Genomic DNA, 14382 nt, shown 5'->3' with positions numbered 1-14382 from the left:
ATTTAAATTCTAAATTTTATATTCTTGATCCTTCCAAATCCCATCGTTGTTTTTCTTCCAACACCTGAGAAAGTTGCAAAGTTCACAAGTGCCTGAACGGTTTTTCTGAAATTTTCATCTTTACTGCTGTTAAAAAGGAAAACTCTACCTTTAAATCCTGTTATCTTTTTGAGACTGGAGAATTCAAATTTATATGTTTTTATCCAGCATCCAGAAATATGAACATCCCTGCCAACTTTTTCAAGAAACTCTTTGTAGTCCAATTTGACAGATGAAAAAACATTCCATTTTTTCAGCAAACTTTTAAAAATCAATTCAGGAACGGGGATAGGATAATCAAATTTTCCCCTCTTAAATGTGGTCGGCGAAACAAAATCCATTATCAAATCTCTGTTTGGTTCTGAATTTTCAAGAAGCTTTTCAAAGCTTATCACATCGTTTTCTTCTATCTTAAAACCTCTTAAAACTTTTAAAACAACATTTCCAAGCTTTAACTCTTTTCTGTTTCCGTATAAAATTACCGCTGTTGTGGTTTTTGAGAAAAGCTCATCGTCCAGAAATGTAATCTCAAGAGGTATAAAATCGGTCGTTTCTTCACTATCAGAAAAGAAAAGAGGCGAATAGAGGGTAAAGGGTTTAAAGCCTTTTATTTCATGTAGCAACTCTGCGGTTTTTTTATCAAGCAACGAAAAAAATAAACCGTGTATTCTATCTGGTGTTATCTCTTTCAAAGGGATTTTTTCCTCTGCTTTAAATCCTATTCTTATTCTTCCCGGCATTATTCAATCACCTCTAAATAGCACCATCCCATCGGCTTTTGATTTATCATCCAGAAGGTTAATGGATCCGGTTTTGTTGTCTTTCTTTTCCTGTCGTAAACCTGCCTCAATTCGTCATCAGCCACTGTTGTTGCATAAGCTCCTGAGTGAAATCCTATCTTTAAAGGCGCTTCCATTTTATGTTTATTTGCTCTTAACTTCCACTTTGAAAATTTCAAATTTCTTTCTTTCTCTTTTTTGTAATAAACGTAGTTGCCAAAGTGTATTCTTATCTGTTTTAGCAAATTTTCAATTTCAAGAATTTCAAATGGAAAACCTGTGTCTTTAAATATCTTTTCCGCCATGTCTCTATCTATTTTAATTTCTCCTTCAAAGGTTGAACCTTCTTTAACATACTCAAGATAAACCGGAAGATTAAGGCTTCCTTTTTTTATGTGATACATCTGACTTTTACCTATTTTTACACCTGTATCAATAGGGTTAAAGTCTGAAACTTTTATAAATCTAAAAGGGTCTCTTGCTGTTTTTGGATTTGATAAATTTTCATCAACTTTAAAATCTAAAATTGTCTTGTCATCAAGCAGTTTGATATTCTTTGTTAAAAAAGCTGTTAATCCTGGATTATTTTCCTTTTTATTTTTCAGAATGTAGCTTATTATTGCCGTTCTTATTGCACCTTTCAGGCTTGAACCGGGAACTACTGGTTTAAAAGTTAAAGGACATTTATACACTTTTTTGATGGAAAGTCTGTTTATTACTTTATTAACTTCTCTTCTTGATACCTCCACTTTTGAGACTTCCGTATATTTTTTTTCTATCTCTTTTGCAACTGTTTCATCTATTTCTATCTCAGCTTTTGCAAATTCTGGTTTAAAGGTTTCCTTTATCAGCTTCCTTATTTTAAGTATTGATGAGGGATTGTCTGATGTTGCGATTTCAATAAACTCATCAACCTTTCCTAACTTTTCAAGATGGTTAAAGAATTTATTATGGTCAATCAGATAGAATTTTCCATCTTTTATCGCAAAATCGGTAGCATAATGCTCCTCTCCCGTTCCTATATGAGCTGGTGTTTCAACTTTCAATCTGATTTTATAAGTTTCCATTTTAAAACCTCACAAAAAGTGGGATTATTTTTCCACAGTGAATATGAGTTTTAACTTTTGAAAGATAAAAAACTCTACCGTAAACTTCCTTTTTCTCCTTCAAAGAAAATACAGAACCTCTCGCTGTCATAATAACAGGATTCTTAAAAATGTTTGCATCCTTCTCAAGAAATATCTCCGTGCCGTGCTTTGGAAACTTTGTAAAAAATTTCACATGATAAGGCTCTTTTACTTCTACTTCTTCTGGCATTCCCGTTGAAAGTGAGATGAAGCCGTTCGGCTTTTCTATTTCTGGCAAATCCCAATCCTTAATCTTGTGAATAAATTTTCCCTTTCCAGTTGTTTTTTCAGCTCCAAAGCCGTTCATCCCCATAAATCTAAAAGTCTCTTCTATCTCTTCAATGGATATTTTTTCCGTATTAAATTTACAGTATATCTCTATCGGAGTGCTGAAAAATGTATAGTTTTTCTCAAAAAGTATCCCTTCACGGCTTTTTCCGGTAGCTCTATCTATGGCAACGTGTATCTGCTTTTGATGTAAATGGACAGGTTTTTTCTCCTCTTCCTTCTCTTCTTCCACGATTTTCAAGAAAATGTCTGCAGATAGTGTTTTCTCTTTTATAAGAGAAGCAAGAAGTGACTTCTCAATCAGCGTTTTCTTCTTAAATTTTTTAAGCAGCTTGTATCTCTCAACTCTATCTTTCTTAAATTTTATTCCTTTAAACGGACTTTCTTTAAAGGTTAAAGTCGGCATTGGAAGAGTGTTTTCGGGAAAACCGTCGGAAAAAACGATTGAAGGATTGTTATTATAGCCATCAAGAAGTTCATTAAGTTTTCTATCTCCGTAGAGAAATCTATAATGCCAGCAAAATTCACCAAACAGCGTATCACTTTGAATCGGCGAGGCAAAGGCAGTTTCAGGTTCTATTTTTATCCTGATTCTCTCCATTTTAAAGCCCCATAGTTTCAAATTCTTCTGTTATATCCTTTGAATCTGCTTCTTTACCTTTTTCAAAAACGGTTTTCTTAAGGTTTTCAAACTTCACTTTACCGTATCCTCTTGAAACGCTTCCCCCAAGCCCGTCAAACTCTATAAGCTTCAGTCCTTTAAGTATGTAGGTAAACAGTTTCTCATCTTCGTCGTCAAACACCTTGTAAACAAGCTTGAAAGCAAACTCAGCTCCTGCAGGAATTCTTTCTGTGTGTCGCGGATGCTCCCCTGTCCCTTTTATCCTGTTTATCCTTACCTCTGTTTTATCTTCTGTCATTAAACTTCCAACCTTCTCTTTAAGAAGCGCTTTACTCTCATCTGTAAGAAAAATGTCATAGAACGATGCTCTGGTTGGTCCAATGGAAACTTTACTATCTCCTGACAGACCAAAGATTTTAAGTATAGCTTTTGCTTCTTCAGAACTATCGTTAACATCTTTAAAAACGTCCCCTTTCTCTGTGTCAACCTTTCCAAGATACCACTCAAGGAGAAAGCGCATTTTCCCTTTTATTGATGAACCGGGAATGTAGGGCTCATTTGTTACAGGGTCTCTTACAACAGGAGTGTCTATTCCTCCTATCTTTATTTCATCGTTTCCAGCTCCTATGTGAAGTCCTGTTATAACTTTCATCGTGCCTTCAAGTTTTATAATCTTTTTAAGTCTATCCATAGCTTTCCTCCTTTAGTTTCTTAAATATTTAGATGAAAGTCCTACCACTGCTTCAAAAAGTTTCATAAGGTCTAAAAAGGTTTGTGTATCTTTTCTCTCCACAACTTCTTTAACCAGTGATTTAAGAAAAGCCTCAAAAAGTTGTCCTATCTTAGTTCCCTGTCGGTTTCTATCATAAGTGGCATATGCTGAAGTCATCGCTATCTCAGGTAGAAACGGTTTTATATCTTTTGCTCCTGATGCCTCTATCTGTTCTTTAATCTCAAGCAACCTGTGGTAATGCTTTCTTATCTGGTGTTTAGATGTTTTGTCATCTTTTAACTTTCTAACAAATTTACTTTCAAGTTGATTCAAAAGAATATCTGCTTTTTTTTCATTGTCTCCTTCCACAAACTCTTTAACCAAAAGTCTGATTTCACCTAATTCGTCATTTTTTCTTTGCTGAGTAAAGTTTCCCATACCTTCTCCTCCTGTATAAAGCTTTTGCTATCGCTATGTAAAGGGTATTTTCTTTCTCTTTTTTACTTATGTTTTGAGAAAAGTTTTCAATAAGCTCAATCCAATCTTTCAAAAATCTCTCTCTTTCCTCATCTTTAACTTTGCCGTTTCTGCCGTAATTTCTGTAAACTGCATAGCTTAAGTAGGCTTTCCAGAGGGCATTTTTACTGTTTTTGTAGATTTTGTTCGCCATATCAGAAAGCTCTATCAATCTATAAGCAAGTGCTGTTGACACTTTCCCTTCCTTAATCTCTTTCTCAAGTTTTTCTGATATTTCCAAAAGCTTACAGAAATCCTCATAAGTTACGCTTTTGTTAAACACAGCAACTCTATTTTTCTTTTTCTTTGCAATTTCAAGCTGCTCTTCTCCCCCTTCTGCAAGGGAGTAAACGGGAATTGAAGGTTTCGTTATAAAAATACCTGATGAGATTGTTATATCGGGATTATCTGCGGTATATCTTTTAAACTCTTTCCGCATCTCCTTTGTAAACTTTATTATCTGTTCCCACGGTCCTATCAGGAAAAGGTCATCCCCACCGGCAAATACTGTATAAATATCAGGGAAATCCCTCTTTATCTTTTCTGTAAGAACAGCGGTGAAAAAGTAGTTCATCATTCTACTTAGATACATCACCCTTGAGACAGAGTAGAGATTGTTTACTTTTTCTTCTCCGTTCTCATTTGAGCTTCTCTCTTCTAAAAATCCATCCAAGAAGATAAAGCCAAGATTGTCAACATCAGCCTTTAAAACAGCTATGAAAGGTTTACCGTAGATCTCTCCGTTTTCTTCTTGAAGGGATTCACATCCAAGCTGTTCAAATGTTTTTATGGAAGTATTTTCTATTTCCTTCTCCTGCATACAAATCTTTACAACATCTTCTATTTTTCCGTTATTTTTAGGAAGGTGAACATTTATGTTTGCCACGGGAATTGAAGAACAAACCGTATCATCAATAGAAAAAATCAACACGTCCTCATCAGGCTCTATCTCTCTATATCTATTTAAAAGCTCTTCTTTGTCGTTGGCTTCATAAAGTTCAATTTCAGGAAGGGGATAAAATTTTTCAGAAGGTTTTATAACCATAAATGTTGATTTTGGTAGATTTTTACCTATATCTGATAGATGATTGCATAAAGAACAACTATTTTTACTGTTCTCTCTTGGTCTTAAACCGCATATTTCACAGGGCTGTTCCCCATGAAGCGAATCTATATAGTTTGTAATTGCAAATCTATCTGTATCTTTTATTTCAAAGGTTTTAAACTTCTCTTCTGCCTCTTTTAGTGAAAGCTCTTCAAGTTTCTTTCTAAAGTTTTCCTTTTCAAAGTCTTTCTCTTCTGCTTTAACAAAAGCAAGATTTATAGAGAGGATTCCGTAATGGTTTTTAATCAGTTTCTCTTCCATTTTCCTTTTTAAGGTTTTTATCTTTTCTTCTCCATTTATATCGGGAAGAATAGCTTTAAACTTTCCGCCGGCATTGAGGAGAATAACAGACCTATTTACATTAAACGTTTTAACGATTTCGTCTATAACAATTTCAAGAGCAAGAGAAACAGCAAGTGATTTTGCCCTTAAAATTTTTGCCGCTTCCTTTTTGGACTCTCCGTATCTTGAAAAGATAAATTTTTGAATACCTGAAAAATCTCCTGAAAGTATCAAAAAGCTGCTTTTTTTAGCATTTTCAAGCTTTAGTCTGTGGGTTGCTGTTGCTATGGCGGCTGAAGATAAAAGATGGTCGCAGAGTGGCACATCCGGGAGCGTAAATCCCCTGGGAGAATAGGTGCTTGAAGGGATACACCACGTATATTTGATTATGATTGACTTCATCGCTTCAAAGAAAAGATTAAAGTTTTCTGTAGGTTCAATCTTATTAAACTCTTTTACAAATTCATCCCAGAGGTTGCTGTAATCTGTTTCAGCCGTTACGTACTTGTGTTTTTCTACCGGAAATGCAGAATCTGGAGTTAGCTTCTGGAATCTATATACTTTCACATTAACTTCACCGCCAAGAAGCTGGGAAATCGCTTGTATTTTTTTATTTTCTTTAAAGCTTATCTCTTCAAATATTGAAATTAAGAGGCTTTTTTCTGTTGCTGATTTCTCTTCATATTCAATTTTATCCATAGAGTGCCTGTCAAGACCGGCACTTAACCTGTCTCCAGTTGCAACAGATTTTGTTTTTTCATCTATTCCTTTTATTCTATCCCTTTCATAGTGGTGGTTCCGACATATAGCCGCTATCTCTTTTATCTCATCTTCGTTGAAATACCTGCTAAGTCCTTGTTTTAAATCGTTTAAAACTGCAAGTTCAGAAGCTTCCTGATGAGTTACAGATTTCTGCTTTGCTCTTCTTAAAAATTTTCCAATATCGTGCAAAAGAGCGGCTGTTGTGACTATTTCAAGTTCCCTTTTCTTTTTCATTATTTAAACCCCTTTTTGGTTTAAAATTGTATCAAAAATCCGTTTTCATCTTAGATGAACGAATAGCATTTCAAATTTTTGACAGTTTTAAAACGGATTTTCTATCTTTTCTGTGTTTATCACAGGTTTGTAAATATCTTCTGTAAAATGATAGTTATATACTGTTGCAGGAATGAAATGTCCCGATGCTGCTCCCACCGTAAAAGCTATCGGACAGGGAACACTTAAAAATATGTGAAATCTCTTAACTTTCTCCTTCAACCTCAGTCTGTTTATTTCTGAATAGATTTCTGAAGAGATCTCTGTCCAGAGTTTCCCATCAATTGGAAGATTTCCAAGACTATCTTTCAAAGTGATGGTATAAACAGGCATATTTTTAAGCTTTTTATCTGAAAAATCCATTACAGTGCTTACAGGATTGTGACTGGCAATATGAAGTATAAGCACTAATTCATTTTCAGTTCCGTCTTTCAATTTTTTTGTCTTCACGTAAGTCAGTTTTTCTTTTATCTCTTTTAAACTTCTACTCGTTTCAATGACAGGAATATACTGTCCATCCTGAAAATGGTGAAGAATAAATCTTCTTCTTATTCCAAAAGCAACACCAATTCCAAACATAACAGTTGATATAGTGCCTGTTATATGAACCGTTGCCTGTGGAATCTTCCTGTAAATTTCAGCAAGATTTTCTTTCGCCGTGTCTATAATCTTGTGGAATACTTCCGGACTGTTCTCTATTCTTTCAGACATGTGTATTCCCATTACTGCTTTATCTATTTTGTAAATCTTGGCTAAAAGGTCAGGCTGGATTCCTGTTTTCTCCGAAAAGCTTTTAAAAAAAAGATCAACAGCGGTTTCAGGCTTTCCAATTACAACAGGAAACGGTAAATCCAGAGACTTTCCAAGGTGCTTTTTCAATAAACTTAGATGGTTTACATCTTCTGGCGTGATAAGGATTTTTCCGGATTTTCTGGATATAACTTCTTTCTGACCTATATTGTTAACCGTTAAAACATTACCGAAACTGTCAACTCTCCCTGTAAATGCAAGGTAAGTTATGTCTATTTCCGAAATAAGAGCAGCACAAACAGAAAGCATAAACGATTCCTGACAGAAATCGTGAGTAAAAGCGACAGCTATCCCTTTTCCTGTAGATTTTACAATTGGCAACAGTTTTTCATCTGGTATGTGGGAAAAGTTGATCAATCCAGATGGGAGCGGAACAACAAAGGCTGTTACAATGTCACCGTTTCCATCTTCAGAAACTATTGGAAAATAGGCCTGTACTATCTGATTGTTAACGAAAGCTTCTGCTGAGCTGATAGATACATTTAAAATTTCAGATATTATTTCCAGCTGTTTCAAATGGGCAAACTGTCTAATTGCAAAGAATAGAGCAGTTTGAATTCTAATAGGTAACTTTTTCTCCTTTGAAAGTATTAAGAGTTCACTAAGATCCTTTTCCCCAATCTCTCCACTTTCTACAAGCTTTAAAGCTTCATCCTCTCTTAGTTTTCCATCCCTATATAGATCAACCCAGCTCATCATCAACCTCAATTTCCAATATCTTTGAAAAAGCTTCAAGGTTTACAGGATTTTGTAGTACGATCCGAAACTCTTCAGGGAGAGCAGAAATTTCAAGTTCAGTGCTTCCAAGCTTAATTTTAGCTTCTCTATTTATAAGCTTTGGATTAATAACTTTTACCTTTACTGTATGTGAATCTTCTTTAAACAAAAGATAATCTGCCATTTCAACAGCTGTTTTTTCCAATTTTGCAGCTGCTGGAAGTTCTACATTTTCTTCCACAAAAAAGGTTAAAACTTTTGGAATGGAAGATTCTTCTTCCTGATCAATCTTTGTCAGAAGTTCTCCAAGGAGAGCTTTTGTCCTTTCCGCCTCAAACTTCTTGAAAGCTACTTTAATAGGTAGATTTCTCCCAACCCCACTTTCTGTTTTGTCAAAATAGTAATCATCATCTTCTAAAAATTTTTTCATTTTTTTCAGTGCTTCCTCTGGAATTTTTCCAACTGGAGTGCATCTCTTGAGAAACCCCTCAGAAAGGTAAAAAACAAAATCACCTTCAAGCATCCACACATCTCTTAGAGGGTGTTCAAAGTGAATTATAAGGTCATTCTCTGTAGCAAACTCATACTGGTAGGACATAAGAACAACCTCGTTAAGCTCTCCTGCATTTATAACAGCGACAAGAATAGGGTTTTTCTCTGTTTCTATCTCAAAAACTGTTCCTTCTTCTATATTGGAATCTTTTACATCAATACCATCTTTAACTATCAATTTTATTCCTGAATTTTCCACATAATCTTCCAGTAAATCCTTTAAAAATACCATCATATCCCTCTCTCACGTTAGTAAAACTAAAACGGTAATTTAAAAGCCGTGTAATCCTTATAATGAATCCTCTAAAAATATCCTTTCCATTTTCTTTAATACTAATTAACGAAACCTACTGCAAATCTCTGACATAAAAATTTCACAAAAAAGGAAAAATTCCTCTTCGTTCACTCCTCCACAATTTTTAAACACATCAGAAAGTTTTGGTTTCAATCTGCTCCAGGCTTTATATTTCGCATTTTGACTCATTTCCTTTAAAAAGCCACTCTCCTCTTTCCTTTCTTTTGAAATAACCCAGCATAGGATTTCAAGCTCCCTTTCTGAAAAATTTTCTTTAACTATTTCTACAAGTTCAAGAATAAAAATTTTCCTCACATAGTTAACATCCTCTTTAAAAACATCCGCTTCAATAGGTTCACTGCCCGTTACCGTCTTTTTCTTTACATATTCGTCTATGAGCTTATTTTTTACGATTGTATATAAAAAGCTAAAAGAAACTTCCTCTCTATCCTGAAGTTTTTGACGTTTTTCAAGAATAATTCTTACAACTTCCGACTCCAATACTTCGGATGTAATATCACCAAACTGTTCTTTCAAAAGATGTTTTTCATACTCACTAAACCTTTTAATAAGCGTTCCTGCAATTTTTCCAGCTATCTCTCTTAACTTTTCTTTGTCTATCTCCGGAAAAAGGATGCTTTTTAAATTTTTAACCATCAAAATCCTCGCATTTGCCACAAAGTTTAAAAAGTGATTCATCCATCAAAATATGTTCTGGAATGAAAAAACACTCCCTCACTTCCCCATTTCTTCTATCAACATAAACAAATTTGTAGCACTCTTTTCTGAATGTGAAATCTTCACGACACTTGAATTTTGAACACTTTTCAATTGGAATCCTTTCAAGAGAAATCCCAAAAAAGTTGGACTTTTGAGTTGTCAAAAAAATAACTTTAAATCTTCCTTTAACTTTTCTGAAAGTTATCAAAGGTCTCTTTTTCCTTCCCCTCCTTATCCCAAGGTCAACCCTCAACATTGACGAAACAGCAGGAAGGTTAAGTGTAAGAAAAAGACAGGGAGCATCCCTGCACAACTCATCTGGAGAAGCCTTAAGTTCGTTTTCAAAAAGAGACCTGTATATCTGTTTTAAATTTTCTTCGTAAAGTTTCATATTTTCTATTCCTTTCCCATTTTAACATTGATTATTTCAACATTGCCGCTATTTCGTTAATGTGTCTTCCAAGACTTTTCACCGTTTCAACACCTTCGGGATTAAACTCAAAATTTTCATCTTTCTGCTTTGCCACTGCCGCTCCACCAAAATGAGCTGTAGGTGATGTGTCTCCTATAACTACCATTCCGTGAATCAATGCCCAGCTGTGAATCGCCTGAAGTGTGTGTTCCTGCCCACCGTGAATTGTAGCTCCTACTGCAATACCTCCGCAGAATTTATTTTTAAGTTCCCAGTTGACTCTTAAGGCTCTTGAGCGGTCAAAAAGAGATTTAAGTTTTCCGCTTACAGAACCAAAATAGACTGGAGAACCGATAATGATAAAATCTGCACTTTTCATCTTTTCAGAAATTTCCTGAAAACCATCCTTTAAAACGCAAATACCCCCGTTCTTTTTACACGCACCGCAGAGTTTACAATATCCTATTTCATAATCTGAAAGGGAGATTATCTCCTTCTCTATTTTCTCATCTATCTCATTAAATGCTACTTCAAGAAGTTTTAACGTTGAACCTTTTCTGTGAGAACCGTTAATCCCCAAAACTTTCATCTTTTCTACCTCCGCTAATATCTTTTTGGGTTATATTTTAACATTACCAACAACCTTTTGAGGTTTAAAATGGAGAAAGGCTTAATTTCCGTAAAAGTTATCTTCAAAGACGGCGTTTTTGTTCCTTTAGAACCTGTTTCTATCCCTGAAGGAACAGAAGGAATAGTTGTATATTCAGAAAAAAATATAACAGAAAAACTTCCCCACTGGTGGGACATTGTTAATAAAGATGAAGAGTTTAAAAGGGCTCTAAAGTCATTTATTGAAAAAATTACATCGGTTGTAATTCCTGAAGAGGTTAAGCTTATAAATCGGGACGATGATTACGAGATCGTTGTTATCCTTGAAAACGATGAAGCAGGATTTTTAAAGCCTATAATGGAAACCGGTTATGGAATTTACCAGACAACAGGGGTTTTTCTACCGATACAGGTTATATCAAAAAAACGCCTTAAGCGGTGGAAAGATTTTGATAGAGAGATTTTTTATCAGATAGAGAACGGAATTTCACTACTTAGGGGGTAAAAACTGAACAGGAAAGTCCTTGAAAGATTGCCCGTTATGGACATGGAGGTTACAGATGTAAAGATATACCCTTTTGACACCTCCTCTATAGGCGGTAATGTAAAAGCTGTAGCAGAAATCACAATTAATGGAATTCTAAAAATAAAAGATATAAAGATAATAGAGTCAAATAAAGGTTATTTTATTCAGATGCCAACACGGAAAACGAGAAATGGAGAATTTGTTCCTGTTGTTGAAGTGGAAAATAAAGACCTTTATGCTCATATTCGCAGAAAAATTCTTGATAAGTTTGAAGAGGAACTTAAAAAGTACGATTTTTACTTTGATGAGTTTTGAAACTTCCCAATATCTGAAAACAGGGAGGGATATTTAATATCAAGAGCTTTGCACTCCCTTATACAGTTAAGACATCTTATACACGATGGACTATTCGGGTCTTCATAAATTTTGTGGTCAACAGGACACACATCCTGACAGTGATTACACTTTGTGCATAGATGTTTGTCATGAGTAAACTCTATAGGTGAAATCTTGTTGAAAAGGGAGAAGAACGCCCCGAGGGGACAGAAAAATCTGCAGAACGGTCTTTTTGTAAAAACACTTCCAGCAACAATTAAAACTGCTACAAGCACTTTAAAGTTAAAAAGCCACCCTGCCATTCTCCTTATATTTTCATGAAAACCAACCCAGTAAATACCTGCCTCAACAGTTCCAACAGGACAAATCATACAGAAAAGATGTTTTTTGCATATGAATGGGAGAAGTAGAACGGGGAAAATCAACATTAAGTATTTAAAATACTCCAATTTTTTCGGCATTTTAAATTTTTTTGTTCTGACTTTGTAAAGCATATCCTGAAAGAAACCGAAAGGGCAAATCCATCCACATATAAATCTTCCAAAAGGTATGGAAACAGATGTAAGAATTCCAAGGGTATAAAAGGGAAACTTTGCCATTACCATCATGTGAGATAAAGTTCCTATAGGGCAGGAAAATACAGATGCAGGACAGGCGTAGCAGTTCATAATAGGAAATGGAATGGCTTTCAAAATCCCGGTGTAAAGCCTTCCTGTAAAAAAGTTCCAGAGTGCAAAATTTGAAATTATCGTTGTTATCGCTTCATAAAACTTTCTGTGTTTATAAAAAGGAATTTTCATCATTCAATTCCTATGCAGGAAAGACACAGAATCTTCCCGTTTTTGTAAACATACCACCACTGCCTGCTTTTAACACCTATAAAGATAAAACTTATTGAAAGAATAAGGAGCAGCAGAGCCGCTCCTGTTTTTTTATCTATTCTCACCACTCTTTTCCTTTTTCTATTTTGGAGATAATTTTTTCAACTATCTCTTTTATAGCTTTTGCTGATGAAGAATCAGGTTCGGCAATAACTACCGGCTTTCCAGAATCTCCAGCTTCCACCACTTTAGGCTCCATAGGGATTTTACCTAAAAAGTCTATTCCAAGCTCCTGAGCCGTTTTCTCTCCACTACCGCTCTTAAAAATCTCTATCAGTTTACCACAATGGGGACAGATAAGTCCGCTCATGTTCTCTATAAGTCCAAGCACCGGAACTTTTACCATTTTAGCGAAGTTTATAGATTTTCTTGTATCAAGAAGAGCAACTTCCTGTGGAGTGCTCACTATTACAAATCCATCAAGGGGCTTAATAAGATTTGTAATACTTAAAACCTCATCTCCTGTCCCAGGTGGCAGATCAACAATCAGATAATCTAGATCTCCCCAGTTAACTTCAGCTAAAAACTGCTTAATCGCCTGATGCTTTAAAGGACCTCTCCACACAACCGGCTGGTCGGAATCGGGAAGCAGAAACGAAATACTTACAATTTTAAGATTTGGAATTTCATCAGGAACATAAGGTTCTATAAGTTCCGTTTCAGGGTTAACGTGAAGCTTTGAACCTTCCCCTCCAAGCATCTTTGCAACATTTGGACCGTGAATATCCGCATCAAGCAGTCCAACTTTATATCCTTTTTCTGCAAGGGCTGCAGCAAGGTTTGTAGCAACAGTTGTTTTTCCTACTCCACCTTTTCCGCTTAAAATAGCAATTTTATGTTTTATGTTTGAGAGATTACAAAGGAGCTTTTGATCCATCGGATCTTTCATAGCTGAACAGGTGCTTTTATGACTGCAGGTTCCGCATTTCTCATCCATCTTTTTTCCTCCTTAATATTTACTGCCAAGATGTTTGTTTACTATCGCAAAAAGCTGCTGATAACTCTTTGCCGATGCGCCGATGATATTTCCAGATTCTAAATACTCTTTTCCACCTTTAAAATCTGAAACAATTCCTCCAGCTTCCTCTATCATCAGCACTCCTGCTGCTATGTCCCACGGCTTTAAAGATAACTCCCAGAATCCGTCAAATATACCGCAGGCTGTATATGCAAGATCTATTGCCGCCGCTCCACACCTTCTTATTCCTGATACGTTAAGAAAAACCTCTTTAAAGCAGGGTAAATAATCGTCAAGCATATCTTTCCCTCTGAAAGGGAAACCGGTAGCAAAAAGTCCTTCGTTGAAACTCCTTTCGCTTACTTTTACTTTCTCTCCGTTTCTGAAAGTCCCGCATCCCTTTTCAGCTGTAAAAATTTCATCAAAAAAGGGAATTTTTATAACTCCCGCTACAAGTTCATCCTTATACATAACGCCAATAGATACACAGAAGAAGGGTAAACCGTGAATAAAGTTTTTCGTTCCATCAAGGGGATCTATAAACCACCTGTAGCTGTTTCCCGTGAAAATTCCACTCTCTTCTGCAACTATTGAATGATCGGGAAAGTAGGCTTTAATCTCCTCAATTATAGCTTTCTCCGCCTCCGTGTCAGCTTTTGTTACATAATCGTTTTTAGCCTTTAATTCCACTTCAAAACTTTTAAGTTCATTATGATATTTTTTCAGAATCTCTGAAGCTCTCTCTGCCGCCTTCACCGCCACATCAACTATTTCCATTACCACCTCTCACTATATATCAAAATCTAAAGGCACAGGCCTGAACGAGATAGTTATAACATTTCCGTTGCTTAACAGATACTCTATTGTAAAAGTATCATGAACAGTTATAAAACTTTCTTCCTTTTCATTAAGAATAGAAAGGGTTATAAAAAGAGCTTCATCCCATTGCTCCAGATCTGTAAAAATAACCTTCAGATCAAAACCTTTGTCAGTAAGCACCTTTTCCACTGCTGCTTCAAATTCTTCCGGAAGCATCACTCCTCTCTGTTAAGAGAATGTTA

18 protein-coding genes are annotated in these 14382 nt (G+C 35.5%); 2 read left to right on the top strand and 16 right to left on the bottom strand.

The window, feature by feature from the left end; genetic code table 11:
* Positions 1-2: 2 nt before the first annotated feature.
* The 11 genes from cas6 to CHB58_RS02035 all read right to left on the bottom strand — a co-directional run bounded on the left by cas6 (position 3) and on the right by CHB58_RS02035 (position 10600).
* On the bottom strand, positions 3-779 hold the full coding sequence (gene cas6, locus CHB58_RS02085) for a CRISPR system precrRNA processing endoribonuclease RAMP protein Cas6 (protein WP_089322452.1): 777 nt from the start codon (positions 777-779) through the stop codon (positions 3-5).
* Positions 779-1885: a type III-A CRISPR-associated RAMP protein Csm5 gene (gene csm5 / locus CHB58_RS02080; protein WP_089322451.1), complete on the bottom strand. Its 1107-nt coding sequence runs from the start codon at positions 1883-1885 to the stop codon at positions 779-781. The genes cas6 and csm5 overlap by 1 nt, the downstream gene beginning before the upstream one ends.
* Position 1886: 1 nt before the next feature.
* Positions 1887-2834 (bottom strand): type III-A CRISPR-associated RAMP protein Csm4, encoded by a 948-nt coding sequence (gene csm4 / locus CHB58_RS02075; RefSeq protein ID WP_089322450.1) that lies wholly within the window; start codon positions 2832-2834, stop codon positions 1887-1889.
* A 1-nt stretch (position 2835) separates the two neighbouring features.
* Positions 2836-3546, bottom strand: a complete 711-nt coding sequence (gene csm3 / locus CHB58_RS02070) for a type III-A CRISPR-associated RAMP protein Csm3 (protein WP_089322449.1) — start codon at positions 3544-3546, stop codon at positions 2836-2838.
* A gap of 12 nt (positions 3547-3558) precedes the next feature.
* A complete protein-coding gene (csm2, locus tag CHB58_RS02065; protein ID WP_089322448.1) occupies positions 3559-4005 on the bottom strand; it encodes a type III-A CRISPR-associated protein Csm2 in 447 nt (148 codons plus the stop codon).
* Positions 3974-6466, bottom strand: a complete 2493-nt coding sequence (cas10, locus tag CHB58_RS02060; protein WP_089322447.1) for a type III-A CRISPR-associated protein Cas10/Csm1 — start codon at positions 6464-6466, stop codon at positions 3974-3976. Before cas10 ends, csm2 begins: the two co-directional genes overlap by 32 nt.
* An 87-nt stretch (positions 6467-6553) precedes the next feature.
* Positions 6554-8011, bottom strand: coding sequence for an SAVED domain-containing protein (locus CHB58_RS02055; protein WP_089322446.1), 1458 nt, complete (start codon positions 8009-8011; stop codon positions 6554-6556).
* Positions 7998-8816, bottom strand: coding sequence for a hypothetical protein (locus tag CHB58_RS02050; RefSeq protein WP_089322445.1), 819 nt, complete (start codon positions 8814-8816; stop codon positions 7998-8000). The genes CHB58_RS02055 and CHB58_RS02050 overlap by 14 nt, the downstream gene beginning before the upstream one ends.
* A 105-nt stretch (positions 8817-8921) precedes the next feature.
* Complete coding sequence (locus CHB58_RS02045; RefSeq protein WP_089322444.1) at positions 8922-9536, bottom strand: hypothetical protein; 615 nt, start codon at positions 9534-9536, stop codon at positions 8922-8924.
* Positions 9529-9990, bottom strand: coding sequence for a hypothetical protein (locus CHB58_RS02040; RefSeq protein WP_089322443.1), 462 nt, complete (start codon positions 9988-9990; stop codon positions 9529-9531). Before CHB58_RS02040 ends, CHB58_RS02045 begins: the two co-directional genes overlap by 8 nt.
* A gap of 31 nt (positions 9991-10021) precedes the next feature.
* Positions 10022-10600, bottom strand: a complete 579-nt coding sequence (locus tag CHB58_RS02035) for a flavodoxin family protein (protein ID WP_089322442.1) — start codon at positions 10598-10600, stop codon at positions 10022-10024.
* Positions 10601-10669: 69 nt separating this feature from the next.
* Between CHB58_RS02035 and CHB58_RS02030 the strand changes: the two genes are divergently transcribed.
* Together CHB58_RS02030 and CHB58_RS02025 are read left to right on the top strand one after the other, a co-directional pair.
* Positions 10670-11125 carry an antitoxin AF2212-like protein gene (locus CHB58_RS02030; protein ID WP_089322441.1) on the top strand — a complete coding sequence of 152 codons (456 nt, stop codon included), beginning with the start codon at positions 10670-10672 and terminating at the stop codon, positions 11123-11125.
* A 36-nt stretch (positions 11126-11161) separates the two neighbouring features.
* A complete protein-coding gene (locus CHB58_RS02025) occupies positions 11162-11461 on the top strand; it encodes a septation protein SpoVG family protein (protein ID WP_245807312.1) in 300 nt (99 codons plus the stop codon).
* Here the strand turns inward: CHB58_RS02025 and CHB58_RS02020 are convergent.
* Genes CHB58_RS02020 through CHB58_RS02005 form a run of 5 tightly spaced genes read right to left on the bottom strand, consistent with a single transcriptional unit; the run spans position 11443 to position 14356 of the window.
* Positions 11443-12282 (bottom strand): 4Fe-4S binding protein, encoded by an 840-nt coding sequence (locus tag CHB58_RS02020; protein WP_245807311.1) that lies wholly within the window; start codon positions 12280-12282, stop codon positions 11443-11445. The genes CHB58_RS02025 and CHB58_RS02020 overlap by 19 nt on opposite strands.
* Entirely contained in the window at positions 12282-12428 is a 147-nt protein-coding gene (locus CHB58_RS09020) for a hypothetical protein (RefSeq protein ID WP_180706396.1), read from the bottom strand. Before CHB58_RS09020 ends, CHB58_RS02020 begins: the two co-directional genes overlap by 1 nt.
* On the bottom strand, positions 12425-13300 hold the full coding sequence (locus CHB58_RS02015) for an Mrp/NBP35 family ATP-binding protein (RefSeq protein ID WP_089322438.1): 876 nt from the start codon (positions 13298-13300) through the stop codon (positions 12425-12427). The genes CHB58_RS09020 and CHB58_RS02015 overlap by 4 nt, the downstream gene beginning before the upstream one ends.
* Before the next feature lie 12 nt (positions 13301-13312).
* Positions 13313-14098, bottom strand: coding sequence for an inositol monophosphatase family protein (locus CHB58_RS02010; RefSeq protein ID WP_089322437.1), 786 nt, complete (start codon positions 14096-14098; stop codon positions 13313-13315).
* 12 nt (positions 14099-14110) lie between these two features.
* Positions 14111-14356, bottom strand: a complete 246-nt coding sequence (locus tag CHB58_RS02005) for a hypothetical protein (RefSeq protein WP_089322436.1) — start codon at positions 14354-14356, stop codon at positions 14111-14113.
* Positions 14357-14382 lie beyond the last annotated feature (26 nt).

Origin of the sequence: Desulfurobacterium atlanticum, assembly GCF_900188395.1 — a bacterium.
Taxonomy (GTDB): domain Bacteria; phylum Aquificota; class Aquificia; order Desulfurobacteriales; family Desulfurobacteriaceae; genus Desulfurobacterium_A; species Desulfurobacterium_A atlanticum.
This window is presented reverse-complemented; position numbering and strand designations above follow the sequence as displayed.

Bases quoted from the DNA above. Each gene is read 5' to 3' on its own strand.
- CHB58_RS02040 (WP_089322443.1), bottom strand. From the start codon at position 9,990: ATGAAACTTTACGAAGAAAATTTAAAACAGATATACAGGTCTCTTTTT.
- csm5 (WP_089322451.1), bottom strand. From the start codon at position 1,885: ATGGAAACTTATAAAATCAGATTGAAAGTTGAAACACCAGCTCATATA.
- csm2 (WP_089322448.1), bottom strand. From the start codon at position 4,005: ATGGGAAACTTTACTCAGCAAAGAAAAAATGACGAATTAGGTGAAATC.
- CHB58_RS02055 (WP_089322446.1), bottom strand. From the start codon at position 8,011: ATGAGCTGGGTTGATCTATATAGGGATGGAAAACTAAGAGAGGATGAA.
- CHB58_RS02045 (WP_089322444.1), bottom strand. From the start codon at position 9,536: ATGGTTAAAAATTTAAAAAGCATCCTTTTTCCGGAGATAGACAAAGAA.
- CHB58_RS02025 (WP_245807312.1), top strand. From the start codon at position 11,162: ATGGACATGGAGGTTACAGATGTAAAGATATACCCTTTTGACACCTCC.
- cas10 (WP_089322447.1), bottom strand. From the start codon at position 6,466: ATGAAAAAGAAAAGGGAACTTGAAATAGTCACAACAGCCGCTCTTTTG.
- CHB58_RS02005 (WP_089322436.1), bottom strand. From the start codon at position 14,356: ATGCTTCCGGAAGAATTTGAAGCAGCAGTGGAAAAGGTGCTTACTGAC.
- CHB58_RS02035 (WP_089322442.1), bottom strand. From the start codon at position 10,600: ATGAAAGTTTTGGGGATTAACGGTTCTCACAGAAAAGGTTCAACGTTA.
- csm3 (WP_089322449.1), bottom strand. From the start codon at position 3,546: ATGGATAGACTTAAAAAGATTATAAAACTTGAAGGCACGATGAAAGTT.
- CHB58_RS02010 (WP_089322437.1), bottom strand. From the start codon at position 14,098: ATGGAAATAGTTGATGTGGCGGTGAAGGCGGCAGAGAGAGCTTCAGAG.
- CHB58_RS02020 (WP_245807311.1), bottom strand. From the start codon at position 12,282: ATGAAAATTCCTTTTTATAAACACAGAAAGTTTTATGAAGCGATAACA.
- cas6 (WP_089322452.1), bottom strand. From the start codon at position 779: ATGCCGGGAAGAATAAGAATAGGATTTAAAGCAGAGGAAAAAATCCCT.
- csm4 (WP_089322450.1), bottom strand. From the start codon at position 2,834: ATGGAGAGAATCAGGATAAAAATAGAACCTGAAACTGCCTTTGCCTCG.
- CHB58_RS02015 (WP_089322438.1), bottom strand. From the start codon at position 13,300: ATGGATGAGAAATGCGGAACCTGCAGTCATAAAAGCACCTGTTCAGCT.
- CHB58_RS02030 (WP_089322441.1), top strand. From the start codon at position 10,670: ATGGAGAAAGGCTTAATTTCCGTAAAAGTTATCTTCAAAGACGGCGTT.
- CHB58_RS02050 (WP_089322445.1), bottom strand. From the start codon at position 8,816: ATGGTATTTTTAAAGGATTTACTGGAAGATTATGTGGAAAATTCAGGA.